Source organism: Halobellus sp. Atlit-38R (genome assembly GCF_003665925.1).
Taxonomy (GTDB): Archaea; Halobacteriota; Halobacteria; order Halobacteriales; family Haloferacaceae; genus Haloquadratum; species Haloquadratum inordinatus.
This window is the reverse complement of record NZ_QXIJ01000007.1, coordinates 12,163-38,101: the sequence shown is the minus strand read 5'-3', so window position 1 is coordinate 38,101 and position 25,939 is coordinate 12,163. Positions and strand designations below refer to the sequence as shown.

General features: G+C 63.2%; 25 protein-coding genes. 6 read left to right on the top strand and 19 right to left on the bottom strand.

Translation table 11 applies throughout. The features are described 5' to 3' along the window. Positions 1-2 precede the first annotated feature (2 nt). The gene (locus D3D02_RS11010) at positions 3-1,280 is read right to left on the bottom strand and encodes an ABC transporter substrate-binding protein (protein WP_121570183.1); all 1,278 of its coding nucleotides are present in this window, start codon (positions 1,278-1,280) and stop codon (positions 3-5) included. A 349-nt stretch (positions 1,281-1,629) separates the two neighbouring features. On the opposite strand from D3D02_RS11010, the gene D3D02_RS11005 reads away from it, so the two are divergent. Next, complete coding sequence (locus D3D02_RS11005; protein WP_121570040.1) at positions 1,630-3,270, top strand: acyl-CoA synthetase; 1,641 nt, start codon at positions 1,630-1,632, stop codon at positions 3,268-3,270. 241 nt (positions 3,271-3,511) lie between these two features. Here D3D02_RS11005 and D3D02_RS11000 read toward each other — a convergent pair whose 3' ends face one another. The 4 genes from D3D02_RS11000 to D3D02_RS10985 all read right to left on the bottom strand — a co-directional run bounded on the left by D3D02_RS11000 (position 3,512) and on the right by D3D02_RS10985 (position 6,212). Next, positions 3,512-4,291 carry an SDR family NAD(P)-dependent oxidoreductase gene (locus tag D3D02_RS11000; RefSeq protein ID WP_121570039.1) on the bottom strand — a complete coding sequence of 260 codons (780 nt, stop codon included), beginning with the start codon at positions 4,289-4,291 and terminating at the stop codon, positions 3,512-3,514. A gap of 6 nt (positions 4,292-4,297) precedes the next feature. Beyond that, the gene (locus tag D3D02_RS10995) at positions 4,298-5,119 is read right to left on the bottom strand and encodes an enoyl-CoA hydratase/isomerase family protein (protein ID WP_121570038.1); all 822 of its coding nucleotides are present in this window, start codon (positions 5,117-5,119) and stop codon (positions 4,298-4,300) included. A gap of 321 nt (positions 5,120-5,440) precedes the next feature. Continuing rightward, positions 5,441-5,725, bottom strand: a complete 285-nt coding sequence (locus D3D02_RS10990; protein ID WP_121570037.1) for a 2Fe-2S iron-sulfur cluster-binding protein — start codon at positions 5,723-5,725, stop codon at positions 5,441-5,443. A gap of 1 nt (position 5,726) precedes the next feature. Further along, positions 5,727-6,212 carry a GNAT family N-acetyltransferase gene (locus D3D02_RS10985; RefSeq protein ID WP_121570036.1) on the bottom strand — a complete coding sequence of 162 codons (486 nt, stop codon included), beginning with the start codon at positions 6,210-6,212 and terminating at the stop codon, positions 5,727-5,729. A gap of 256 nt (positions 6,213-6,468) precedes the next feature. Here D3D02_RS10985 and D3D02_RS10980 point away from each other — a divergent pair, with 256 nt between their 5' ends. From D3D02_RS10980 to D3D02_RS10960, 5 genes are read left to right on the top strand one after another with little or no spacing between them, the layout of a single operon-like run. Beyond that, a complete protein-coding gene (locus tag D3D02_RS10980; protein WP_121570035.1) occupies positions 6,469-7,389 on the top strand; it encodes a Phenylacetic acid catabolic protein in 921 nt (306 codons plus the stop codon). 1 nt (position 7,390) lies between these two features. Further along, the gene (locus tag D3D02_RS10975; RefSeq protein ID WP_121570034.1) at positions 7,391-7,765 is read left to right on the top strand and encodes a metal-sulfur cluster assembly factor; all 375 of its coding nucleotides are present in this window, start codon (positions 7,391-7,393) and stop codon (positions 7,763-7,765) included. Next, complete coding sequence (locus tag D3D02_RS10970) at positions 7,762-7,965, top strand: phenylacetic acid degradation PaaB family protein (protein ID WP_121570033.1); 204 nt, start codon at positions 7,762-7,764, stop codon at positions 7,963-7,965. Before D3D02_RS10975 ends, D3D02_RS10970 begins: the two co-directional genes overlap by 4 nt. Continuing rightward, positions 7,962-8,741 (top strand): Phenylacetic acid catabolic protein, encoded by a 780-nt coding sequence (locus D3D02_RS10965; protein ID WP_121570032.1) that lies wholly within the window; start codon positions 7,962-7,964, stop codon positions 8,739-8,741. The genes D3D02_RS10970 and D3D02_RS10965 overlap by 4 nt, the downstream gene beginning before the upstream one ends. After that, positions 8,738-9,010, top strand: a complete 273-nt coding sequence (locus D3D02_RS10960) for a hypothetical protein (RefSeq protein WP_121570031.1) — start codon at positions 8,738-8,740, stop codon at positions 9,008-9,010. The genes D3D02_RS10965 and D3D02_RS10960 overlap by 4 nt, the downstream gene beginning before the upstream one ends. A 155-nt stretch (positions 9,011-9,165) precedes the next feature. Here D3D02_RS10960 and D3D02_RS10955 read toward each other — a convergent pair whose 3' ends face one another. The 14 genes from D3D02_RS10955 to D3D02_RS10900 form a co-directional block, all read right to left on the bottom strand. Next, entirely contained in the window at positions 9,166-9,597 is a 432-nt protein-coding gene (locus D3D02_RS10955; RefSeq protein WP_121570030.1) for a pyridoxamine 5'-phosphate oxidase family protein, read from the bottom strand. A gap of 6 nt (positions 9,598-9,603) precedes the next feature. Further along, the gene (locus D3D02_RS10950; RefSeq protein ID WP_121570029.1) at positions 9,604-10,758 is read right to left on the bottom strand and encodes an acyl-CoA dehydrogenase family protein; all 1,155 of its coding nucleotides are present in this window, start codon (positions 10,756-10,758) and stop codon (positions 9,604-9,606) included. A gap of 100 nt (positions 10,759-10,858) precedes the next feature. Beyond that, complete coding sequence (locus D3D02_RS10945; protein ID WP_121570028.1) at positions 10,859-11,905, bottom strand: MBL fold metallo-hydrolase; 1,047 nt, start codon at positions 11,903-11,905, stop codon at positions 10,859-10,861. 2 nt (positions 11,906-11,907) lie between these two features. Further along, positions 11,908-13,452 carry a UbiD family decarboxylase domain-containing protein gene (locus D3D02_RS10940; RefSeq protein WP_121570027.1) on the bottom strand — a complete coding sequence of 515 codons (1,545 nt, stop codon included), beginning with the start codon at positions 13,450-13,452 and terminating at the stop codon, positions 11,908-11,910. Further along, positions 13,449-15,068 carry a UbiD family decarboxylase gene (locus tag D3D02_RS10935; protein WP_121570026.1) on the bottom strand — a complete coding sequence of 540 codons (1,620 nt, stop codon included), beginning with the start codon at positions 15,066-15,068 and terminating at the stop codon, positions 13,449-13,451. Before D3D02_RS10935 ends, D3D02_RS10940 begins: the two co-directional genes overlap by 4 nt. Continuing rightward, positions 15,065-15,568: a hypothetical protein gene (locus D3D02_RS10930; protein WP_121570025.1), complete on the bottom strand. Its 504-nt coding sequence runs from the start codon at positions 15,566-15,568 to the stop codon at positions 15,065-15,067. Before D3D02_RS10930 ends, D3D02_RS10935 begins: the two co-directional genes overlap by 4 nt. Before the next feature lie 463 nt (positions 15,569-16,031). Further along, positions 16,032-17,414 carry a phosphopentomutase/phosphoglucosamine mutase gene (locus D3D02_RS10925; RefSeq protein ID WP_121570024.1) on the bottom strand — a complete coding sequence of 461 codons (1,383 nt, stop codon included), beginning with the start codon at positions 17,412-17,414 and terminating at the stop codon, positions 16,032-16,034. A 229-nt stretch (positions 17,415-17,643) separates the two neighbouring features. After that, positions 17,644-18,924, bottom strand: coding sequence for an RNA-guided endonuclease TnpB family protein (locus D3D02_RS10920; protein ID WP_121570023.1), 1,281 nt, complete (start codon positions 18,922-18,924; stop codon positions 17,644-17,646). Next, entirely contained in the window at positions 18,925-19,050 is a 126-nt protein-coding gene (locus D3D02_RS21505) for a hypothetical protein (protein ID WP_255410158.1), read from the bottom strand. A gap of 418 nt (positions 19,051-19,468) precedes the next feature. Further along, a complete protein-coding gene (locus D3D02_RS10915) occupies positions 19,469-20,728 on the bottom strand; it encodes an orc1/cdc6 family replication initiation protein (RefSeq protein WP_121570022.1) in 1,260 nt (419 codons plus the stop codon). Between the two features lie 990 nt (positions 20,729-21,718). Continuing rightward, positions 21,719-21,886 (bottom strand): hypothetical protein, encoded by a 168-nt coding sequence (locus D3D02_RS20930; protein ID WP_199723065.1) that lies wholly within the window; start codon positions 21,884-21,886, stop codon positions 21,719-21,721. Between the two features lie 179 nt (positions 21,887-22,065). Further along, entirely contained in the window at positions 22,066-22,491 is a 426-nt protein-coding gene (locus D3D02_RS10910; protein WP_121570021.1) for a VOC family protein, read from the bottom strand. A gap of 189 nt (positions 22,492-22,680) precedes the next feature. Continuing rightward, positions 22,681-23,574, bottom strand: a complete 894-nt coding sequence (locus tag D3D02_RS10905; protein WP_121570020.1) for a bifunctional methylenetetrahydrofolate dehydrogenase/methenyltetrahydrofolate cyclohydrolase — start codon at positions 23,572-23,574, stop codon at positions 22,681-22,683. 422 nt (positions 23,575-23,996) lie between these two features. Beyond that, entirely contained in the window at positions 23,997-25,862 is a 1,866-nt protein-coding gene (locus D3D02_RS10900) for a BCCT family transporter (RefSeq protein WP_121570019.1), read from the bottom strand. Between the last annotated feature and the right edge of the window lie 77 nt (positions 25,863-25,939).

Here is a 25,939-nt window from a genome sequence, read left to right as displayed (position 1 = left end):
GCTCAGGCTTCGGGCGGGAGTGCCGGAAGCGGGTCGGTCCGGAAGCTCTCTTGCAGGCTGTAGTTGCCGTCGGGGTAGTACGACGGGGCGTCGAGCGAGAACGTGCTGTAGAGTTGCACCTGGTTCTCGAGTTCGCCGTATTCCGAGTACTGAATCGGCTCGGGGAACAGCGTGTCGAACTCGATGGCCCGGATCGCCTCGGTGATGGCCTCGGGGTTGGCTTCGCCGGCGTCTTCGATCGCCTGTGCGATCATCTTGCCCGTGACGTAGCCGTAAGACGTGTGCGTGTCGAACTGGCTTCCGACCTCTTCGCCGAAGCGCTGTGCGACTTCGGCGTACTCGTCCGTGTAGACGTCGCTCATATGGAGGTGCGTGAAGCCGCGGCTCGCGTTCTCACCCAGCGCGGAGCGAATGACGGCCGGCGGGAGACCGGGGCCGGTGATGATCTCTGGCTCGTACCCCAGCTCGTAGAGCTGTTGGGTGATCGTCAGCGAGCCTGGCGGGTGGCCCGTCGCGACGACCATCTCGACGTCCTGGGGCATCCGGCGGATGTACGACGAGAAGTCGCTGGCACCGACGGGTGCGACCTGGACGTTGACGTCGATGCCGAAGTTCTCCTCGATGCCGGTCTTCACCGACTGTCCCCACGCGTAGTCGCCGACGATGGCACCGACCGACTGATACCCGGCGTCGTCGACGAACTGCGCCTGCGCCTGCATAGTCGTGGCCGCCGGAAGAAGCCCCAGTCGGAACGAGTGGAGCGTCTCGGGCGTGATCGTCTCGTCCGAGCCGGCCATATGCATAATCATCGGGATGCCGAGTTCCTGCGCTGTTCGGGACGTTCGGATCCCGACGTCGGAACTCACCGGGCCGGTGGCGGCTACGATGTCGTTCTGCTCGGCGAAGCGCTCGAAGATCGAAGACGCCTCAGCCGGGTCGCTCTCGGAGTTCGCCTCCACGATGTTCAGGTTGCGGCCGCCGAGGACGCCGCCGTCGGCGTTGATCTCCTGAACGGCGAACGCCAGCCCCGCAGAGTGCGCCTGTCCCCACGGAGTGAAACCACCCGAGAGCGGCTGGACCGACCCGATGTTGATCGCGTCCGAGTCGCCGCTGCCTCCGGAGGTCGTCGTCGTGGTACCGCCGCCGCCCGAGTCGTCGGTCTCGGTGCCGCCCCCACCGTTGTCGCCACCGTTGCTCGAACACCCAGCGAGCAGCCCGATCGTCGCAGCCCCACCGGTCGCTTTCAGAATTGCCCGCCTGTCGAAGGTCTTCCTTGACATTGTCATCATCATTCACTGTGTAACGGGATTTGAATGTGACGGTTCGTATCATATACCAAACGTTATCGGCACGTAAGAGGGGGTGTTACGGACGGTAAATCGGGTCAAATGCCGAGACAGCGGCGAGAAATACGGTCGACGTGGCAATCGAGAAGCAAAAATAGCCGCTACGACGCTCGCCGGTTGCTCACGCGCGCTGGGACTGCGTCGGCGTACACGGGCCGTCAGTCAGTTTGGAGGCCCCCGAACAGGCGGCCCGAGAAAGACCGTAACGGTGTAAAATGACGGGGCGTCTGTGACAGTCAACCGCAAACTATTTGCTGATAAATTCTGATACTCGAAGTAAGCGATGCAAGAGAATATACCGGAGTCGTATCTTCCCGACAACGGGCCACAGCTCGTTCACGCGTTACCGGAACTGCACTATCCCGAAGAGATCAACGTCGCCGAGCAGTTGGTCGACCGCCACGTCGAGGAGGGGCGCGGCGACAACGTCGCCATCCGCTTCGAGGATCAGGAAATCACGTACACGGAACTGCAAGAGCGCGTCAACCGCTTGGGGAACGCCTTCCTGGATCAGGGCGTCGAACCCGGCGATCGCGTCGTCGTCCGCTTCACCAACCGTCCGGAAGCCGTCATCTCCTGTCTCGCGGCGCAGAAGGTCGGCGCGGTGGCGCTGCCGTCGATGAAACTCTTGCGCGCGAAAGAACTGGTACACATCATCAACAACGCGGAGGCGTCGACGGTGGTCGTCTACGACGACCTCCTCGAGGAGATCAACAAGGCGCTGCCGGACCTCGACACCGTCGAGAACGTCATCGTCGTCCAGCGAAACGGGGTCGAACACGAGCACGCCGACTACGACGAACTGACCGAGGCGGCCAGCGACGAACTCGACGCCTACGCGACCGAACGCGACGACCTCGCGCTGATGCTGTACACGTCCGGGACGACCGGCCAGCCGAAAGGCGCGACGCACACGCACCGACAGGTGCTCTCGACCGCCGACGCGTACGCTCGGTACTGTCTCAACGCGACCGAAGACGACGTCTTCGGGGGTAATCCACCCCTACCCTTCGCCTACGGCTACGGGGACCTGGTGACGTTCCCGCTGCGTTTCGGTGCCACGTCGAGTCTCGTCGAGAACGCCTCGCCGGGTGACCTCCTCGAAGCCGTCGAGAACCACGGGATCACGATCCTGTGCTCTATCCCGACCGCATACAACCAGATGCTCTCGAAGCACCCGGACGGCCCCGAGGAGTACGATACGTCCTCGCTGCGGATGGCGATGAGCGCCGGCGAACCACTGACCCATAGCACGTTCAACAACTTCAAAGACAGCTACGGTGTCGAGATTTACGACGGGATCGGCACGACGGAGATGCTCCACATCTTCGTGAGCCACCGCGAGGGCCAAGAGATCGACCCCGGCGCGACGGGTTATCCGGTGCCCGGGTACGAGTGTAAGGTCATCGACCCTGACACGGGCGAGGAGCTCCCCCGCGGTGAAGCCGGGATGCTCGCCGTACGCGGCCCCACGGGCATCTCCTACTGGAATCGGCCGGAGAAACAGGACGAAGCGCTCGTCGACGGTTGGAGCCTCCCGGGCGACATCTACGTCCACCGCGAGGACGGTCGCTTAGAGTACAAGTCCCGCGAGGACGACCTCATCATCTCCAGCGGCTACAACATCCCCGGTCCCGAGGTCGAGGCCGTACTCGAAGAGCGCGAGGAAGTCTCCGAGGTCGCCGTCATCGGCGCCCCGGACGAAGAGCGCGGCCAGGTCGTCAAAGCCTACGTCGTCGTCGCAGACGGGGCTGAAGCAGGCGAGGAACTGACCGAGACGCTCCAGAATCACGTCAAGAACACACTGGCGCCGTACAAGTACCCGCGCCGGGTCGAGTACGTCGACGAGCTCCCGCGGACCGAGACGGGCAAGATCCAGCGCGTCAAGCTCCGGGAGCGTGCGCGCGACCAGTACGAGCAGTAGGCAGGCAGCGGGAAATAGGCTGCAGCGCAGTAAGGGGCGAACACCGGCCATCGTCACACCCGCCCCCCACAGTTATTATATTCCAGACTAGTTTTCAGGTAGGCTCGGTTCGAAGCATACGGTCACCTGCAGGGCAGTAACTATACCCGTGGGTGTTCGATTGTCGGTGCAGACTGACTGATAAGTTTTTACCGCAGCCGCGGGAGAACGTGGCGAGTAATCGTCGAAAGCCGAGGCGCCCTCAGCGACGCATATAGCCGCCGTCGATGTGGAGCGTCTCGCCGGTGATCCAGCTCGCGGCGTCACTCGCGAGGAACACGACCCCGCGTGCGACCTCCTCGGGTTGGCCGACGCGGCCGAGTGCGTAGGAGTCGCCGAGTTTCTCGCGGTACTTCTCGACAAATCCGGCGGTTGCGGGCGTCTCGACAGTTCCGGGCGAGACGCAGTTCACGCGGACGCCGGAGTCGCCCACTTCGGCCGCCATCGTCTTCGTGAACGAGCGGTTGGCGGCCTTCGCAGCCCCGTATACGGCCAGACCGGGGTCGTTACCCCGGTAAGAGGCGCTGGAGTAGTTGATGACCGATCCCTCGCCGCGCTCAACCATTCCGGGCAGCGCAGCGTGGGTGCAGTTGAGTGTGCCGAAGAGCGACACGCCGAGTTTCGCCTGCCAGTCTTCGGGCTCGGAATCGAGGAACCGCTGCGTTCCCATCAGACCGGCGTTGTTGACGAGGACGTCCAGCGCGCCGAACTCCTCGACGGTGGCTTCGACCATCGCGACGGCGGCGTCGTACTCCGAAACGTCGGTTTCCAGGCCGATCGCGCGAACGTCGTGCTCGTCGGCGAGACGGTCTGCGACGTCTTGGGCGCCGTCGCCGTCGAGATCCGCGATGACGACATTCGCGCCGAGCGCGGCGAAAGCCTCAGCGACGGCCTCGCCGATGCCCTGGGCCGCCCCGGTCACACAGACGGTCTGATCCGTGAAGTCGAACGACTCACGGATGTCGGGGGAGGGAGCCGCCACGGGTGCTCACTTCCCCTCGAATTCGGGCTGTTCGTCGGTGCCGAAGGCATCGATCGCCTTCGCGTAGTCGTCTGACTGCGCCAGAGCGGGCCACGCGTGGCTGGCGAACTCGATCCCGGCGTCGTAGCCGACGTTTCGGGTGATGTTCGAGGCCTGCTTGATCGAGCGGACCGCGAGCGGGGGCTTGCTCGCGAGTTCGGACGCCAACTCGTCGACCTCCGCTTCGAGTTCGTCCTCGTCGGCGACGACGTCCGTGAGGATGCCTTCCTCGGCCGCGTCGACGGCGCCGATGCGTTCGCCGGTCATCGTGATCTCTTTCGCGCGCATCGCGCCGACGATCGTCGTGAGGCGCTGGGCCGCTGCGCCGCCGGGGAGGACGCCGAAGTTGACCTCAGGCTGGCCGAACGTGGCCTCTTCGACGGCGAAGCGGAAGTCCGAAGACATCACGATCTCGAAGCCGCCGCCGAGACAGAGGCCGTCGACAGCCGCGATAACCGGAGCGTGGTACTCCTCGAAGGCCGCACACATCTCGCAGAACAGATCCGGGACGCGCTTTTTCTCGTGGTACGTCGAGAAGTCGCTCATCTCGCCGACGTCGAGGCCGGAACAGAAGGCCTTCTCGCCCGCGGAATCGACGATGACGGCTCGTACGGCGATGCCGTCGCCCTCGTCGTCGAGCGCCTGGAAGGCGTCGAAGGCGTCGATGAGGTCGTGCTGCATCTGGATGTTGATGGCGTTCATCGCCTCGGGTCGATCGAGCGTGATGCGGCCGAGACCGGTCTCCTCGTCGTAAGACCATTCGATGGTTTCGAAGTCGGTGTCTGACATCGTCCGTCGATTCACCGTCGGTCCATTAATACTTAACGACGATGCCGTCGCTTGCCGCCGACACTGGCGTATACAGAATCGTATACATAAGCGGCAGCTCTGACCGATCGGCGCAAGATCGCGGTAGTTCGGCGCGCAGTACATTACAGCGTTACGTGTGTAATGCCGAGAGTCGGAGTCAGTCAAACAATCGTGGAGGATCCGAAAACAGTGATGTATACACCTTTGTATACAGCTCCGGTGCGCAGACTGGGGTCACAACGTGGTGGCAGACCGTCAGGAACGAAGCGGAACAGAAAACAGTCAGGGGACGACGCGGTGTCAGGGGCTGTCGTGCGAGCGCAGTTTCAGGTCTGACCGCGGTTTGGCCACGCAAGTGAGAACGTAGCCTTCCTCTTTCTCGGAAGCGGAAAGGAACATCCCCTCGACCTGCTCGACCTCGCCTTCCTCGACGCGCATCGCCGAGCAGACCCCACAGACGCCCATCCGACACTGGTAGGGGAGATCGAGTCCGGCTTCCTCGGCGGCTTCCAAGATAGGTTTGTCCTCTGCGACCTGGATGGTCCGCCCCTCGTCGACGAACTCGACGTCGTAGTATTCGACCATATTAGAGACGCTGTTCGTAGACGTGTTCGACCGGTTCGAGCCCGTGGGCTTCGAGCATCTCTTTGGCGCCTTCGTCGCCCGCCAGGACGTCGATGCGGTAGTAATCGACATCGCGCGGTTCCTCGGAGAACCACTCGGCCGCTGCTTCGAGCATCTTCGCGGCCGCACCTTGTCGGCGGTAGTCCTCGCGAACGAACAGGCCGTTGACGTATCCGTGGTTGTCCAGTTGGAAGATGGGGTGATCACCCATCACGCGGGCTTCGAGAACGCCGATCGGTTCGTCGGCGTCGTCGCTTTCGGCCAGCAGGACGATGCCGTACTTCGAGTCGACGAGCTGATTTTCGAAGTACTGGAGCCAGCGTTCGTTGGCCTCTTCGCTGTGGCTGTATCGCTCGTCGTACTCCGAGAGATGACTGGTGAAGCCGTGCCAGAGGTCCAAGATTTCCTCGCCATCCGCTTCAGTGGCATATCGTGTTTGGATTCCCATACTCTCCGTACCGAACCGGTCCTCCTAAAAGATTCGCGTCCAGGTCGGCGGGAGCTGATTGGCGGTTGACTCGACGGTCGGACCGTCGAAGTGATAGAGGACCTTCCCGTGGCGGGCGAGGAATTGGAACAAGGCGCGGAGGCGCGCCTGCGGCCGTACGCGGGGGCACACGAAAGATGGAGCCCTCGAAACGTCGTTGGGGAGAAACCTTAATAACGATCCACACTAACCCAGGAGTGAAGGCGTTTCACAAGCCATGCCAACGGAAAAACGATTCAAACAGCAGATCCAGAACGGTCGGATGATCGAAGACGAGTCCGAAATGACAGAGGGCTACAAGAAGGCGCTGAAGGCGACGCTCAAAGTCTCGGCGGACACCGAGCTGATGAGTGCGCCGGCGTACTACGAGCAATCGATGAACGCGCCGACGCTCGACGCCCGCGCCTCCTGTGTCAGCGTCATTCAGGACGAGCTCGGTCACGGCCACATCGCCTACCGGCTCCTGGAAGACCTCGGGGAGGACCGCGAGGAACTCATCTACGAGCGTGAGCCCCACGAGTTCCGCAACACCTACGGCTTCGACCAACACCTCGACACCTTCGCCGAACTCGTCAGCGCCCACGGGATGTTCGACCGCGCCGGGATGGTGCTCCTGAGCGACATCGAGGAGAACACCTCCTACGCGCCCTGGAAGCGCGCCCTGCGGAAGGTCGGCAAGGAAGAGCAGTTCCACCTCCGTCACGGCGAGACCTGGATGCGTCGGCTGTCCAACAAGTCCGACAAGACAAAGGGCCTCGTCCAGGATGCCGTCGACTGGATGTTCCCGATGGGTATCGAGTGGTTCGGCCTCCCGGACGATCAAAAGCACAACACCGACCAGCTCGACTACCGCATCAAGGGCAAGACGAACGACGAACTCCGCCAGGAGTGGATGAGCCACACCGTCCCGCTGGCCAACGATCTGGGCCTCGACGTGCCCGCTCACTACGACGAGGAAGCCGACGAGTACGTCCTCGAATACGACGCTCCCGTCGCCTTCGACGCCGAGAACAAAGACTGGCGCTTCGAGGAGCCGATCGGCTGGGACGACGTACTCGACCGCTGGCGGGACCGCGGCCCCGCAAACGAGAAGTACGTCAACTTGCTGCAGGCCGGAGAGATCAAAGTGGGTGTCTGAGATGAGCACGAACGCCGCAGACGCTGGAACCGTCGGATTCGACATCGGCCCCGGTGAGGACGCCGACGAGTTCGAACAGGAACTCTGGGACACCCTCGATACCGTCCCAGACCCACACATCCCGGTCAGCCTCGTCGATATGGCGATGATCTACGACATCGAGGCCGACGGTGGGGACGTCACGGTGACGATGACCTACCCGTGTATGGGATGCCCGGCGTACGATATGATCCAGGACGACGTCCGCGCAGCGCTGCGAACAGTTCGCGGCGTCAGCGACGTCGAAATCGAGATCACCTGGGATCCCGTCTGGTCGAAGGATATGCTGACCGAGAAGGCACACGAAGAACTCAAAGACGCGGGGATCGCAATATGAAATACCACGTGTTCACCCGGCACCGAGCCGGCGACGATATGATCCACGCCGGGACGGTCCAGGCCGATTCGGACCGTCTGGCACGGATCTACGCGCACCGAACCTACGACGAGGAGGACTGGGAGTTTATGGGCGTCGTCCGTGAGGAACACCTGCTCGAAGTCGACGAACAGCCCATCGTGGGCGGGAGGGCGCGATGAGCGCCGAAGCCGAGAACGCCTGGCCCGAGGCGGCAGTTGACTACGTGAAGGCCATCGCCGACACGAAACTCCTGCTCGGTCAGCGCTACGGCGAGTGGATGCTGAAGGGGCCGAACCTCGAAGACGACATCTCGGGCGCCAGTAACGCCCAAGACGAGATCGGACAGGTCCGACAGCTGTTCCGCCTGCTCACGCAGCAGGGCGTCGAAGACGACTGGCTCGAGTCCAGTCGCAGCGCAGAGGAGTACGCGAACGCGTCGATCCTCGACGAGGAGGCCGAAAACTGGCCGACCTTCATCGTGCAGGTCGCGCTGGCCGACCGCGCGGCGTGGCTGCTGCTCGATGCGATCGTCCACGACGACTTCACCGGAATGGTCCAGAAGATGGGCGAAGACGAGTACTTCCATCTCGAACACCACGACGCCCGTCTGGAGACGCTGGCCGAAGACCAGCCCGAAGCCGTCGAAGCGGCGCTGGAGCGGTACTTCCCGGGTATCCTCTCGTTCATCGGTCCGTCGAGCTACGGCTCCTCGGAAGACCCGCTCGTCTCCGCCGGCTTCACGGACCGCTCAGTCGCAGAGATCCGCGGCGCGTTCCACGAACACTACGAGGAACTGTTCGCTGGAACCGACGTCTCTGTGCCCCCGCTCGAGGAGGACGTTCCCGACTCTGAAGCGTGGGACGAAACGCGCCGCCGCAGCGGCGAGGGTCACGTCGAACCGAGCGTCGTCGAACAGCTACAGGGAATCTCCAACCAGGAGTACGTGATCGAATGAGTTCATCGAACGCTACCCCGAACGCGGACGGTGGCCGCGCCGATCCCAGCAGCGACGACACCGCCGGCGACAAGCATCAAAAAGAGAGCGCGAAGGTCGAGGCAGTCTGCCCGTTCTGTGGGTCTTCCGACACCGAACTGGAATCGACGTTCGGCTCGGAGGTCTCGAAGAGCCAGTTCTACTGCAACGGCTGCCACACGATCTTCGAGCGGATCAAGTACGACGGCGCGATGCCCGACACCGGGCGCGAGCGCGACGGAACGCGCTGAGCAGTAGCAGCCATCGCTCCGGCCGTTCACCCTGCTGTCATCCCATACCCACCCCATTTTCGTACGGGCGGGCGACCGCCCACCGGTGATCGCTCTCACGAGCCGGCGATCACCGGAAAAATACTCCCGTTGTTCGGTTGTCGCTACAGCAACCGTTAGCCGATTTTTCGGAAGTCCCAGGAAACCGTCCGTTCGGGCGTGAGCGCGATCTTGACGCGCTGGTGTCGGCCCGCGTCCGGGACGGACTTGACCGTCCCGAACAGCCCGCGTTCGATCTCCTTTTCGAACTCCCGGTCGTCGACGACCCGCGCCGACCCGCGCCACTGGATCCCGCGATGCTGGTTGAACTCTGCCTCGCCCGCGTCGACGACGGCGGCGGCTTTACCAGTCGCCTCGACGTTCTTGACCTTCACCGAGTCGGCGTCGGTCTCGAAGCAGAGTTGGCCGTCGACGATCGTGAACGCGACCGGGACGACGTGCGGGAGGCCGTCGGGGCCGACGCTGGCGAAACGGGCGACGTCGGCCGCCTCGAAGAGTTCCACCTGTTCGTCCTCGGTGAGCGCGATCTTGTCGTAGTTGCGTGGCATCGTCGTTCAGAGCCCCAGCGCCTCGCTCGCCACAGTCGTCTTCTGGATCTCCGAGGTGCCGCCGATGATCGAGAGGATGCGGGCGTCGCGGTAGTAGCGCTCCAGCGGGTAGTCCGTCCGGTAGCCTTTCCCGCCGAAGATCTGCATCGCGTTCCGGGCGCAGAACTCCGCGGCGTCGCTGGCGGTGAACTTCGCCCGCGAGGAGACGCGGGTGTCGCCCTCACCGTCCGCGATGCGGACCGCAGAGTCGTAGACGAGGTTGCGGGCCGACTCCAGTTTCGAGTCCATCTCGGCGACGAGCACCTGGACGGCCTGGTACTCGCCGACGGCTTTGCCGCCCTGCTCGCGGTCGCCCGCGTAGTCGACGGCCTCGTCGAAGGCGGCCCGTCCGATCCCGAGGCCAATGGCCCCGAGGCCGGTGCGCGCCATATCGATCGTTCCCATCGCGATCCGGAAGCCGCCGCCGATCCGCCCGAGCAGGGCGTCGGCGTCGACCGCGACGTCCTCGAAGGTGGCGTCGCCGGTCACGTGGCCGTGCATTCCGAGGTACTCGCCGCGCTCGAAGGTGAAGCCCTCGACGTCCTCGGGACTCGGGACGATGAAGACGCTCACGCCGTGGGAATCCTCGGGCTGAGGTCGCTTGCGCGCGACGACGAGGTGGACGTCCGCGACGCCCGCGTTCGTCCCGAAGGACTTCTCACCGGAGATGTGGTAGCCGTCGTCGGTCGCTTCGGCGACCGTCTGGAGTTCGGTCGGCGAGGACCCCGCGCCGGGTTCGGTCAGGAGCATCGCGCCGACGGACTCGCCGGCGACCATCTTCGGTAGCAGGCGCTCGCGCTGTTCGTCGCTGCCGAAGTTCAGAACCGGCAGCGTCGCGAACGTGTGGCCCTGAATAATCTCTGCGACCGCCCCGCTCTCCTCGGCGATCCGTTCGAGCGCCAGGCAGTACGAGACGAAGTCGCCGCCCAGTCCGCCGTACTCCTCTGGGATCAAGATCCCGAGCAGGCCGGCGTCGCCAGCGGCTTCGACGACGTCACGCGGGAACTCCCGCGTCTTTTCGATCTCCTCGGCGCGGGGGGCGAGCGTCTCCGTCGCGAACGTCTCTGCACGGTCGAGAACGTCGTGGTGCTCTTCCGAAAGAGCGCGCTCCAGTAGCGTCATACCTACCTCTGGACGGTGAGGGGACTTATCTGTAACGTGACTTCCCTCCAGGAATAGCCAGGACGCGTCGCGGTGCCCACGACGTGGGACGAGCACGTCCTCAGCGACGGTCCGCGAGCGGGTCAGACAGATCCGCGTCGGCGGCGACGTACCGAACCGGGGAGCCGCGGTCCGAGGACTCGTCGATGCGGGTGGCGAGTCCGCGGTCGGCAGCGAACGCGAGATGAGCGGCGGCTTCCCCCGCACCCATCTTCGCGTGGATTCCCGTCATCTCGCCGAAGCAGTCCCGCGCAACCTCCCAGGGTGTTCGTCCGGGGCCGGCGTCGGGGAGCGCTCGCACCATCTCCCGGACGCGTTCGGTATGATGCTCGCGAATGACGCCGATCCGAGCCAAGAGGTCGACCGACGAGCCGTGGCCGGGGAACGCGCGGAGAGAGGACTCGCCGTCCGCGTCGCTCGCAACATCCCCGGTCACGTCGCTCGCAACTCCGACGCTGCGAGCGCGCGATTCGATGCGGTCGAGCGTGTCGAGATACACGGCGAGCGCCGCGTCCATCCGCGTGTCCGATCCGCCGACGTTCGGCGTGTACGTCGGTAGCACGGCGTCGCCGAGAAAGAGCGCGTCGGGCGCTGCGAGCGAGAGGTGCCCGCTCGTGTGTCCGGGAGTGTGGAAGGCCTCGAGCCCGGCGACGGTCTCGCCGTCGGAAACGGCTCGCACCGGACACTGATCGGGCATCGGCGAGGGGTCGTCCCCCGATTTGATCGCCTCGACCGTCTCGTCGGGGACGCCCCACTCGCGGAGCCGACGGGCGTCGCGGTCGACGCGGCGGGTTCGCTCGGTCGCGTAGTCGGCGACCAGCGGGGCGTCCGCCTCGTGGAGAACCAACTCCGCATCTGCGGCAGCGGCCAGGCGCGGAGCCAGCCCCGAGTGGTCCGCGTGCCAGTGGCTCACGACGACCGTCTCGACGGCGCCGATCGGCAGACCCACTGCAGACAACCCCTCGGTGAGCGTCTGCCACGAGTCGTCTCCCGGTGGTCCGGGATCAACCACGAGGCCGCGTTCGGGGACGACGTACGTGCTGTTTGCGCCTTCGGGACTGGCCGCAGTGTGAGCGATACGTTCGACAGCGAGGGGTTCTTCAGACATCGTCAGTTCTCACCGGATTCGTCCGCGCGTTCTGTGTGGCCGGGTTCGTGTTCGGGACCGTTGTCGAATCCGAGGTCCATCCAGTCCGTGCGTACGGCTTCACGGAGATCCTCGGGGTACGTCGTCTCGAACGTGACCCGTGGGGCGATGTACTCTTCGTCCCAGCGAGGGTCCCAGGCGGCGTTGACGTAGACGTTCGCACCCGTCGACCCGTCGCGTCGGTAGTGGGTCGCGGTCGCGGCAGGCGCCTCCGAGTCGGAGAACTCCCAGTCGTTCGCGGGGTGGGCTTTCACCCAGATGTCGTCGAAGGCCCGCCCGAGATCCATCGGCGCCGTCTCGGTGTCGAGGACGACGACCTTGTCGAACAGGCGCGAGAACGAAAAGAGGGTGTTCGCCAGTTGCCACTCGAACCCGGCGTAGAGAATCTCGCTCGCGACGAGGCAGATTCCGAGGCCGGCCTCCGCCGGCAACGCGAGCCATTCGACGGGCGCGACGCCCCAGTAGTTGTTCACGCGGCCGTACAGTCGCGCGGACTCGATGATCGAGAGAAGCGTCCGCCCGTCAGACATCGGCGCGCCCGTCGGCGAGAAGGGGACCAGCGGATCCTCGCGGGTTCGTACGGTGTCGACGCGCGCCTCGAACGCCGTGGTCGCGACGGCGTCCTCCCACGGGGCTCGCGGGCCGGCGGGGCTGGATACACTCGTCGGCTGGGCGTCAGTCACTCGACCAGACGTCGCCCGTTGGTCCGCACCGACCGTCGGTGGGTCGTCACCGATCGTTGCTTCGATGACCACCTCACTGGCGGTCGGAACCGGGCCGGCTGGCGTCGGTGCGACCGAGATGGACCCGAGAGCGCTCGCGACGTGCGGCGCGCCCGCGACGTGCGAGTCGCCGACCCACCGCATCGTGGCCCCGACGAGCGCCGCAGGCGGGGCACCCAACAGGATCGTGATCGGCGAGTCGTCCGTGACGTGCTGAACGGGGCCCGACGGCACCGACAGCCGAAGCGTATCGCTCCCGTGGATCGACCCGCGAACGGGGAGCCAGTGCGTCTGCTCAACGGGAGGTCCCGCGGAATCGTCTGCGTCCGGCCCGTCGTCGGCACTCGCTGCTGGAATGGCCGCGAGGCCGAGCGTGACGACTGGCACGTCCGCACCGTCGATGGCGGGTAAGCCGAGGGATCTGACGTCGACTCCAGTCTCCGTTGCTGCCGCCGCTGCAGTGTCCGGAGTCGGCCCTCCTCGCCGGGCAACCACTAGCGCATCCAAGACGTCGAGGTAATCGGCTTCGAAGCCGAGGTCCAGGGCTGCGCCGACGCGGGACCACGGCTCACGGGAGCGGACTGCGAGGCGATCCGGCCCACCGAGTGCGCCACTGACGAGGCGCGCCGTGCCGCCGGTGTTCTCCAGAAGGACCGCTGGACCGTTCTCTCTGGCTGCTTCTCCGGCGACCGCCGCAGCAGTGTCCGCCCAGTGGACGCGGTCGCCGATCTCGACGAGGTCGTCGGCCGTCCGGAGCGAATCGAGGTGGGTTCGAAAGTCAGTCATCGGTCGGTGCCCCCGCTTGCGGAGTCTACATCGGCGTTCGGCCCGCCCGCGAGGTCGACAGTAGACAGATCGACGCCGGCACCCGAGAGGATCTTGCGGGCGCGCTCGCGGAGTTGCTCGTCGGGAACCGATCTCGCCCCGTCGCGCGCAGCGGCGTCTGTACCCGCAGTGGCGTCAATGTACGCCTTCGCCGTCTTCGATTTGGAGGTGCCGGTCTCGGCGTCCCCCTTCTCCTCTGGCGTCTGATAGATGTTCAGTGGGACTTTCGGCATCGCCTCGGCCCCGAACTGGTGGAAATCCTCTTCGGGGTCGGCATAGAGCGCGAGGGCTTCGAGCACTTCACGCGTCGACAGCGGATCGACGTCGGGATCGACGAAGACGAAGAAGTCGACGTGCAACATCCCCCAGGTAGTGAAGATGAAGTTCGCCAGTTCGTGGAGATAGCCCGGCCGCGGGACGTCCGTCGAGACGACGTAGACCGTTCGGGGGGTGAAGCGCCACGGAACGCACCGCTCGACGTCGTAGCCAGCGGCCCGGAGACCGAGCGTCGCGTCCGGACCGACGCACGCGACTTCGGTCGTCGAACTCGTGTTCTGGGAGTATCCGACGCCCGATCCCTCGACGCAGAAGGGGATCAGCGGCTGCTCGCGGTGCGTCACGGCTTCGACTTCCAGGACCGGCATCGAGCGCCGCGGACCGTGCATATAGCCGAAGTAATCGCCGAACGGGCCTTCGTCTAGCCGCTCGCCTGGGAGGATCTGCCCCTCGATGACGAGCTCCGCGCTGGCCGGCACTTTGAGGTCGTTGGTCGTACACTCGACGAGTTCGATTGGTTCGCCTTTCAGCCCGCCCGCGAAGGCCGCCTCGTCGCTGCCGGTCGGAATCCACATCGACGCGGTGAACTGCGCGGCAGGTTCGACGCCCACCGCGATCGCGACGGGCATCGGTTCGTCGCGGCGCTCGTACCGGTAGTAGAACAGATTTGGCGTCTGCTCGCCCGCCAGCAGGAGGACGCTCGCGCGGTCGCCATCCTGAATCATCGCGCGATGGGACGACCAATCGGTCCACGTCGAGTCGGGGTCGGGAGCCACCATCGTGTGGAGGTTCGAGTAGCGGCCGCCGTCGGCCGCGTGGATGTACGGCCACGGGAGCGCGAACAGGTCCGCGTCGCTCCCGCGCCGGATCACAGCCTTACACGGCGCCGTCTCGTCGTCGACGATTGTCGGTTCGATCGGCCGTCGGAGTCGGTCGATGACGCGTTCGTAGTACTCCTCGCCGTCGAGATCTGGGGGGAGCCCCAACGCCCGTGCCGGGCGGGCCCACGGCCGGTTCCGTGGGCCGCGGTAGGGATCACCGACCAGCCGGGCCGGAATCTCGCTTTCGGTGACCGACTCGAAGACCGGCACGCGGTCGTCGCGGTCGTTCGCGAGCATCGTGATCGCGCTCGCTTCCAGATTCCAGGAGACGGGGGTCTCGATGCGATTGAGTTCGCCGGCGGCTTCCAGCCCGGCCAGGTAGGCTCGGAGACTTCCGGCCGGCTCTTCGGGTCCCGGTGCAGCGACGGTGCCTCCGTCCGGACGCGGCGGTCGTCCAACGTCTCGATTCGGCCGGCTCATTCCTTCTCGCCGCCGCCGAGTTTGAGTTCCATCTCCTCGCGTTCGCGTTCGGTTCGGAGGTCGACGTAGCGTTCCACGAGTTCGGGGCGCGTCTCGGAGAGGTGCTCGCGAAGGAGCGACCGGACTGCGGTCGAGACCGAATCGTACTCTCCGGTCTCGACCAGGTACGAGACCAACGTCTTGACGTCTTCGCCCCGGGCAGTCAAGACGTTCGAGCCCTCCTGACTCTCCTCGAAACACTCTTTCAGCACCGTCTCGTCGACGCTGGCTTCGCCGACGTCCGTCTCGATGATCTGGATGTACCACTGCTCCTCGCGGTTCTCGTGAGGGCCGCGGAGGATGGTAAGCGGGTCTGGGTCGGGTAGCTCCGCTGGGTCGCGAGCGATGCGGGCCCGCGTGGTGAAGATATGCTTCGTCTCCTGGTCCATCACCTGCAACGTGAGTTCGCCGTCGGTGTCGGCGGGCAGGTGATCCTCGGAGGTGATGTATTGGTCGCTCACGCGACATCCCCGCCGTGGCCGGCCACCGTATTCATACCAGATACTCCGGATGCGGGCCAACATAAAGCCTTCCCGGTGCGGTCGAATTTCGATCGCCGAAACACTCGGATGTACACACTACCACAATCCATCATCTGGTGAGACGGCGACCCGAATTGACCGACGTAGCGTCGACAGTTGCTTAGAATAAATATATCTTGTACTAATTTCTGAAAATATACTTTGAGTCGTATGAGAGCGGCAATATAGACTTCTACAGATAATTAGGATGCAATATATTAATTAGAATTGTTTCGAAATATTCGATTATTTATTTCCTATATAGATATTCGGCTTAGTATACTACCGTCCAGGGACACCACAATGTCCGCTGTTCAGGCAAGGCATACGAGGAAGTGGAGAGAGCTACAAATCGCGTTGGCAATGGGCCAAGCGTCGGGTACAGACAGCGGCCACGCGACGACTACGCGTCTGCTGGCCCGACCGACTCCGCGTTCACAACTTCCAGCGCCAGCTCGAGAAGTTCGTCGGCGTGGCTCTCCTCGCGCGCTTCCGCAGTCACTCGAACGAGCGGTTCTGTCCCGCTCGGCCTGACGAGGAACCATCCCTCGTCGGTCTCGACGCGCAGTCCGTCGATCGTATCGATCTCCTCGAAGCGATCACGAAAGACCGATTCGATTGCGGTCATCGATTCGGCCCGGTCGTCGACTTCGACGTTCGCACGGCGAGTCGTAAACTGTTCGGCCGGCAGGGAGTCGACGAGCGCAGCGAGTGGGCCTCGCTGCTGGACGAGCACCGCGAGACTGAGCGCCGCGTGGTGGCCATCGGGGGCGAGCGTCTCGCCCGGCCAGATCCACGCACCCGACGGTTCACCGCCGAAGACGAGCGCCTCGTCGCTGGCCGCTTCGGCGACGTGGACGTCGCCGACTGGAGTGTACTCCACGTCGCCCCCGGCGCCGGTGACGGCGTCGGCGACGACGAGGCTCGTGTCGACCGGGACCGCGACGTGCGGGGCCGTGTCAGCGAACTCGGCGTTCGTCATCGCGCGTTCGACAGCGTCGCGTGCGAACAGTGCCAAGAGGAGGTCGCCAGGGACGAACTCGCCACCGCCCGTGACGGCCATCATCCGGTCCGAATCGCCGTCGTGTGCGATCCCGACGTCGGCGTCCAGCGCCGGTACCGCAGCCGCGAGAGTGGTCAGGGTCTCGGCGTTCGGTTCGCTCTTTCGCGCCGGGAAGCGACCGTCGCGCTGCCCGTCGAGCGTGTGGACCGTCGCGCCGAGTTCGTAGAGCGCATCGACGGTGGCGCGTCCGGTACCGTTGCCCAAGTCGACGACGACCGAGAGATCGGTGAGAGGTCGGTCGGCATTCGGGTCAAAGACGTCGGCGAGGCGGTCGACGTGACGCTGGGACGGATCGTCGGCGGCGGCCGTCTCCGTGCCGAAGTCGTCCCAGGCAGCGTGGTCGACCACGTCCGAGGCGAGACGGTCCTCGATATCGGCCGTCCGATCAGGCGGGAACGACTGGCCGGACCGAGTCCAGAGTTTGATTCCGTTGTCCGGCGCGGGGTTGTGCGACGCCGTGATCCCGACTCCAGCGTCGGCGTCGAACCACTCGACGCTTCGCGCGAGCGTCGGCGTCGAAACGACGCCGAGGCGTATCACGTCCGTACCACACTCGCGCAGGCCGGCCGAAAGGGCGTCGGCGAGAACCGCGCCCGTCGTCCGCGCGTCGCGGCCGACGACGACCGTCCGAGTGTCTGCTGCGACCGCTCTCCCGACATCGAGAGCGAGGTCGGCCGTAACGACGTCTCCAACTGGGCCGCGAATCCCACTCGTCCCGAACATACACTGGGTACACAATGCGGGTAACTCGTTATAAGCAGCGGGATCGTTTTTAACCGGGTGACAGAACGTGATCGGTAAATAAAAACAGCAAATGTAGTTAGTGAACACAATTAATGAACAAAACTGGCGAACACAATTACTGAATAGATATGAGAAGGAGGAACACAGCTGTCGAGTGCAGGGTACGTCGAACTGTTGTACGCGTGAGCAGAATGTGAACTACCCCACCCTACTCACTCACCGCTGACGCGGTTCGCTCCTTGAGGGTGGGGCTTCCTGTCTCCACGACGCGCTTTGCAGATACAGGCGTATCCGCAGGGAGCGCAGTCTCCACAGGCGTTAACGAATCGCTGCGCGATTCGTTCGCACACCAGAAATCTTCGATTTCTGGGGACGTTGATTCGGAGTATCCCACTCCTACGTCTTCAAGACTGCGAGAAAGGATGTTCCACGCCGCGTTCGCGTCCCTGTCCGCCTCGAACCCACACGACGGACACGAGTGTTCACGCACCCACAGCGGTTTATCTGTCTCCGTTCCGCACGACGCACATTCTTTGGTCGTCCCTCGGGGGTCTACGGCGACGAAGTGCGTCCCTTCGCGTTCGCACTTGTATTCGAGCATTCGGAGGAACGTTCCCCACGAAGCCCTGGCCCGATTCCGAGAGTTACCCGGTAGTTCGACCAGCCCTTTCACGTCCAAGTCCTCGACCGCTACAAGGTCGTACTCGCGGGCGTAGTACGCCGAGAGTTTGTGCAAGAAATCACGTCTCTTGCGCTTCAAGTCGGCGTGGCGTCGAGCGACCGTCTTGCGCTGTTTCTCCCAATTGTTCGAGCCGTGTTCCTTCCGCGATAGGCTACGTTGAGCGCGTTCTAACTGCTCGCGCTCGTCGGAGAAGTCCGGTGACTCGACAGCGGTTCCATCAGTATCGTGTGCGTACTTCAGGATACCAACGTCAATTCCGACGACTCGCTCTGGATTCTCCGGCTTCTCGAGAGTGTCTTCGTCCACGTCGATACCGAACGTGGCGAACCACTCACCCGTGGGTTCTTGCTTGACCGTGACTTGTTTGATGGTCGCGTTCTCGGGGATGTCTCGGTGGGGATTGATGGGTATCTCACCGATTTTGCTCAACCACAGGACAGGCCGACCACTCGTATTCTTGAGTTTGAAGCCGGACTGGTTGTAGGTGAGTGACCGATACTCCCGAGGCGGTTTCCACTTGAGCATTCCAACAACGCGTCCGTTCTCCTTCTGCGCTTTGAGCGTGGAGAGGTTGTCGTAGACGCGCTTGACGACCATCTGCAACACTTTCGAGTGAATATCGTTCAGGTCGTCCCACCACGTTTTGAGGTCGGGGAGTGTGACCTTGTAACGTGCTGGAATCTCGTCTGTCTCGTTGAGTTTGTAGAGGACGTGGTTGTAGAGTTGTCTACAAGTATCGACGTGGTGAAGAAGCGTCTCGGTGAGGGCTTCCGATGGGTCGAGTCGATACTTGTAGTTGTAGTGCATCTATGACTCTCGTTCCTCGATAAGTTCGTCCAATTTATCTTGGACGAACGAGGACAGATTCAGGTGATTGTCCTGAATCCACTCCTCTTGGTCGTCGCGGATGGAGATGGTCTTTCGCGTTGCCACATCATAAATTACGTAATTTGCATAAAAGTAGTTTGTGGTTGGCGTGGGCCTGTGGGCCGGTCGTCGCGGAGTGTTTGTGGGACGATGACGGCGCTGTATCCCCTCCCTACTGCGCTACTCGGTCACTTCGATCCCTGCGTTGCTCCTTGAGGAAGGGGACTTAGCGCCTGAATACAGTTAAACGAAAGCTACGGACTCGGCTCGTATACCAACATCCCCACACCCCTGTGTCCGCTGTTATCCGCGAACCAGAGGGCCAGACGCGGTGACGATCGGATTCGAACAGCGGACACGGTGGGGTGCAGACTGGCAAATCCCGAGAAATGGTCGGCAACAGCGGCGAACGGGGTCGAACAGCGGACACAGTGGTGTGACGGGCAGGGCAAGAGAGACGGGCGGGCAGCAGCCGGCGGTGACCTCAGACTTCCGTGAAGTCTTCGAGCGTGGGGCTCCCGTCAGCGTCGTCCTCCTCGACGTAGGACGCGATGGAGTCGTGAACGCCGACGAGTTCCACCGTCTCCATCATCGCCGAGAGAATGAGTTCGACGTCCATATCCAGGGCGTACTCGCGGTACGTCCCTCCGCGACGCCCCTCGTTGCGTTCGGAGACGGAGACGATCCCGAGCATCGCGAGTTCGCTCAGGTGATCCCGCATCCGACGCGGGACGAGCGGGTCACGATTCGCGAGTTCCGCGAAGCGCGTGTAGCGTGGACGCACGTCGCGGGAGCGGACCGGCGCCTCGCCGTCGAGGTCCAGCGTCAAGAGCGCGTACAGAACGAGATGACCGTGCTCGGTCAATCCGTTGATTCCCTCCTTAATGCGCCCGCGTTCGAGTGCACGGCGGCCACGCCGCACGTGTTCTTCGGTCACGACCGAGGTTTCCTCGTCGCGGGCGAGGTCGCCCGCTTTCATCAGGAGGTCGATCGACTGGCGCGCGTCACCGGCGTCTTTCGCGCCGTAGGCCGCACAGAGCGGAATAACCTCGTCGCTGAGGACGTCGTCGTGAAACGCGACGTCGCCGCGCTGTTCGAGGATCGCACGCAGATTCTCCGCGTTGTACGCGGGGAAGTGGATCTCCTGTTCACACAGCGAGCTCTTGACTTTCGGGGAGAGATCGTCCCGGAAGGAGAAGTCGTTCGAGATACCGATGAGCCCGATCTTCGCTGTTTCGAGGTCACCGTTCGCCCGAGCGCGAGGCAGTTGATAGAGGATGCTGTCGTCGTTGACGTGGTCGATCTCGTCGAGGACGACGAGGACAGTCCCTCCGCGGGCGTCGAGGTCCTCCCAGAGCATCTCGTAGACGGACGCGAGCGGGTATCCGGTCGTGGAGATCTGGTTCGCTTCCGAGCGGAGGCTATTGACGAGACGTGTCGCGATCTGATAAGAGCTCGTGAGACCGTCGCAGTTCAGAAAGATGACCGAGAGGTCGATATCGTCGTACTGTGCGGCGTCCTCCCGAAGGTGTGAAAGGAGGTACTTCGTCGCCGCTGTCTTGCCGACACCGGTCTTCCCGTAGAGGAAGATGTTGTTCGGCTGCTCACCGTTGATCACGGGCTGGAGCGCCGCCTGGTAGGTCTGGAGTTCCTCGTCCCGGCCCACGAGCTCGTCGGGCTGGTAGTCCTCCCGCAAGGCGTCCCGGTCGCGATAGATTTCGTTGTCCCGCTCGAAGAGGACCATACGTCGTTGATATGCCACGAGGATAATAAAACCACCGTGTCCGCAGTGTCCGCTGTTCTCGTTCTTTATAAATGTCTCGGGGAACACACCCCCTCCACTATGTCCGCTGTTTAGGGCTCGAAGAAAGGATAGAAATAATTGGTATATTATTTTCGTTGGTTTTATATTATCTACCGGTGATGTGGTCCGTAGTGGTCAAAAACGCAGCGACTACTTGACCTAGTAGTCGCTAGCGTGGTGATCGTACAGTAGATGCGGCCGGCCGTCCGTCGCCTGCTGACTAGCTAGGGTGTGGTTTCCACGAGGCGGCACTGACCTAATACAAACTAATAGGGAGAACAGCGGACACAGTGGTGACGGTCTTCGACGACGGTACAGAACTGACGTCGTCTGTCTCCTCGGGGGCGCTGATCGTCCGTTCCCGGTTAGCGTCTTCGGTCCACATTCTCTCGATTGTCCGAATACACGTCTTTTGACGGCTCTCAGTCTGGTCTGTGCCGTTTGGTTTTGCGCGACGATTCCCGGTCTCTGTCTCACCCCTCACCACCTCTGGGCGCCAGAACTGCGGACACAGTGGAGGGGGTGTGTGCCCCTCCGTCTGCAAGTGACACCGCAAACACAACCAAGGTGTACAGCAGAACAGCGGACATAGTGGAGGGGGAGGGTTCGTTGATCTCGTCTCTGCTCTATTTCTGGGTAATCTGTGTCTTGTTCTCGGCTGCTTTCCCCATCGGAATCCTGCCTAGAACAGCGGACATAGTGGTGTGCCCCGGTCGGCATCGTCGTGAGGATGCCTATGAGTCAGAGCGTCCCGTAGCATCGTCTCTCTGCAAATCGTGGCCGATCCACGTGAAAGACGTATGCGCTATCCGGACAGAACCGTCCCGTCTATCGACGAAGAACAGCGGACATAGTGGAGGGAGGGGGAAGGGAGAGGTTCTCCCGCCTCAGTATAAGTCATCGCGTCACCCGCGAAGCGGGAGCGTCCGATTACTTGTTGTACGAGTCGGGGATCAGCACTACGCCGTGACCGCCCGTGAGCCGGCTGACGATAGAACCGGCTTTGTCGAGGGCCGTCGAAATCGACGCGGCAGGCAGATAGAAGTCGGTCTCAGTCGATTCACCGCGGGCGTGGTTCTTTTTGCTGGCAGTAGCCATTGTATTTCCTCGTAGTACCCGGATCGTTATGAGGCTTCGTCAGTACTCGTTCGGGTATTTTTATTCCTCATCCACGTATCCGGGTTAGTATTGAAGAATAATTTAATATTTACCTCGAATCCCGGATACTTGCCTATCGTTCGTGATGGTTCCGTGGTCGGGCTCGACGAGAAAATTCCTCAGGTCGAGAGAATCTCGATCAGGTTTCCCTCGGGATCCTCGAGGAAGAAAATGGTCGTTCCGCTCTCGGTCGTTTGGGGTTCCGATAGCGTCTCGACGCGCTCAGGCAGTTCGGCGTAGAACTTCGGTACGTCGTCGACGGAGAGGCCGACGTGCGTTGCGCCCTGCGCGTTCAGGTGTGTTTCGGATTCGGACTGCGTCTCGTCGGTTGGCTCGTAAGCCACGAGTTCGATCCGAACGCCGCCGCCATCGAGGTGGGCGAAATCGGCACTCGCGCCGTCGACGTCGACGCCCGTCGCGAACGCGTCGCCACCGACGGAAAACCGGGTGAGAACGTCGAGTCCCAGTACTTCGCGATAGAAGGCGACGGCGCGGTCGAGATCCGAGACAGTGATGCCGACGTGGTGTGCGGCGGGTTCGGCCATACCGCGTCTCGGACTGGGGGGCTGAAAGAGCCACCGGACTGCTCTCGACTCACCGAGTAACCATCGGACCGCTCTCGATTTCTCCGAACACCCACCGACCTATCGTAGCGTTTGCAACTGATCACACAGCCAATCGCACGACTGCGTTCGATTCGGTGCGTGAAGACTCGCAAACGCTACGATATTTCTCTACGGCAGGTCGACGTCGACGCCTGACTGCAGGCTTGCAGCTTTGACGGTGTTGTACATCAGCATCGCAATCGTGAGTGGGCCGACGCCGCCCGGGACAGGTGTGATCGCGCTCGCTTTCTCTTTGGCACTCTCGAAGTCGACGTCGCCGACGAGTTGGTACCCTTTCTCGGTATTTGCGTCGACGCGATTGATCCCGACGTCGATCACGACCGCGCCCTCACTCAGCATCTCGGCGTCGATCATCTCCGGAACGCCGGCGGCCGCGACGACGATGTCCGCGTTCCGCGTCTTTTCGTCGAGGCCCTGTGTTCGCGAGTGACACACTGTCGTCGTAGCGTTCCCGCCCGGGCCGCGCTGGATGAGCAGATTCGCCATCGGCTTGCCGACGATGTCCGAGCGGCCGACGACGACGGCGTCTTTCCCTTCGGTTTCGATGTCGTAGGCCTCCAGCAACTTCTGTACGCCGTGGGGGGTGCAGGGCTTGTACCGCGCGTTCCCCGCGACGAGGCGACCGACGTTTTCGGGGTGGAACCCGTCGACGTCTTTCTCCGGTTCGATTCGGTTCAACACGGCCCGCTCGCCGACGTGGTCCGGCACGGGCATCTGGACGAGAATTCCGTGCACGTCGGGATCGGCGTTCAGTTCGTCGATGCGGTCGAACAACACTTCCGCCGGAGCCTCCGGATCGATCTCGTGGTGATAACTCTCGATGCCGAGTTCGTCGCACGCTTGCTGCTTCATCGAGACGTACGTCTTGCTCGCGCCGTCGTCGCTCATCAGAACCGTCGCCAGTCCTGGTGTGACTCCTTCCTCACGCAGCGTCTCGACTGAGTCCGATACGTCCTCTCGAATCCCATCCCCGACCTCGTTGCCGTCTATCGTAGTTGTCATATTTCGTAGTCCGCGGGCACGCGCGTTCGGTATCGTGCGGTCCCACGAATCCTCTGAAATGAACTTTCTTCTCGAACCGGATATGTATCTGCGAGGAATAGTCAACACATTGAAGTTCTTCTCCGACCGCCGAAGCGCCTTCGTTTCGTTCAGCGAACGCGACAACCGAAAGTGGTTGAAGCAGACGTGAAAGCCGCTTTCACGCGGGTCTTTCGGTTTTCTCTGATCGGCCGCCGTCGACATCTCTGGCGACCCGTCGTTACCCCGCTGGCGGATTCCGTATCAGATGCGTGATCTAACGTCGTCACCGAGCGTGATCTAACATCGTCACCGCGTATGAACTGTTCGTCGAGACGGTGGGAGCGACGTCACCCGACGCTCGTCTTCCGTCGGTCGGCGGTGAGAACGCACCGGCGACTCTCTCACTGTTTCCGATCCGGCGGTTCGACGTCGTGGTGGGTTTGAATCTCCGGCAGCCGATCGAACGCCTGCCGCACGATCGAGGTGTGGTCCTGGCCGCGTTCCTCACGATAGAGCGCGAGCGACAGACCCGACAACGAGAGGAGCGCCAGAATAGCGAACGGTGCGCCCGTGAGCACGGCCAGCGCCTGGAGCGACTCCGCCCCTCCGACGAGAAGCACGGCAAGCGCCACGGCGGCCTGAAACGCACCCCAGATCGCGATGCTTCCTCGGGACGGAGCGACACCTCGCCGCGACGCGAGAATCGCGGCGATCAGCGTCGACGTGTCCGCCGAGGTTACCATAAACACGACGATGAGCGCCAGGAACAAGAACAAGAGGAGGTCGCCGAGCGGCAGCGCCGACAGGAGGGGAAAGCCCGCAACCGCCTCCGAACCGCCGCGTTCCGCGATGGCCGCGAGCACGTCAGTCCGTCCGGTGTGCTGGATCGACAGCGACGTCCCGCCGAAAACGAGGAACCACACGCCGGTCGCCGCCGACGTGGCCACGACGCTCGTGAACGCGACGGTTCGCAGCCGTCGTCCGCGAGACAGAGCAGCCAGAAACATTCCCGCGAACGGAGCCCACGAGAACCACCACGCCCAGTTCCAGACCGTCCACTCGGTGACCCACGACCCGGTCGCGTACAGACTCATCGGCACGAAGTTGACGACGTACGCCCCGAGTGCGGCCGGTGCGCGCTCTGCGATGAACGCGCGCGGACCGACGACGAGGAGCAAGAGCGCGAACAGGCCGAACAAGACGACAGTGAGGCCGGCGATCCGGCGGATGCCCCGATGCAATCCAGAAACCGCAGAGAGGACGTAGACCGCGGCTATCCCTCCGACGAACAGCACTGGACCGAGCCCGCCCGGTGGAACGCCCCACTGGTACTCGACGCCCGCTAGGAACTGCTGGGAGACGAGCGCGATCGAGGTCGCGACGCCGCCGATCGTCGCGAACACCGCGAGCGTGTCGACGAGGCGACTCCACGAGGAGTCCAGTCCATCGACGCCGAGGAACGGCGTCAGAATCGACGACACCCGGAGGGGCGCCCCGCGCTCGAACACGAAGTAGGCGATCGGAATCCCGACGACCGCGTAGGCGCTCCACGCCGAGATCCCCCAGTGAAAGAGCGCGTACACGAGCGCCGCTCCGATCGCGGCTTCAGAGCCCGCCGCGACGTCGAAGTACGGCGGCGGCTGTCGATAGTGAAAGAGCGCCTCCGCGGGCCCCCAGAAGACGATGCCCGCCGCGATTCCCGCAGTGAACACGAGCGCGAAGTACGTCGGGTACGTGTAGGTGGGTTCGACGTCCTCGCCGCCGAGCTTGACGTCGCCCCAGGCGCTGAACAGCAGCACTGCGCAGTAGCCGACCGACAGGAGCACGGTCCCCAACAGCACCGGTCCCAGCCCTCGAAGTACGGAGTTCGTCAGGCCGTCGACGACCGCCGCCGTGGTTCCGGGAAACGTGAATTGGAACCCGAAGTAGAGCGTGAAGACGAGTATCGGTAGCCCGAGTGTCACCGGATCGTGGACTGAGACGAGATCTGAGAGCACTGCACGCACGGAACCGCGTCGGATGCGGAGCAGCGACGACTCGCTGGAGACGTCCGGACGGATCCGCTCGTACGGCAGCGCGGCGAGATACCCGAGACCGGAGCCGAAAAACACGAGCGCGAGTACGAGCCACGTCTGCCCTCCGAGCGCCTGACCGACGAAGGAGGGAAAGAAGAATCCGACCAAGACGACCCCGCCCGATCCGACGAACGCCATTAGAAGGGCGCTCGCCAGCATCTGTTGGGAACCCGTGCCGTCAGTCGCACTCATACGTTATCTGTTAGCAGGAGGCACTATCATTCTGTTGCCTGTCACTGCAGCCGAGTTCGGCGGCGCTTTGGACACGG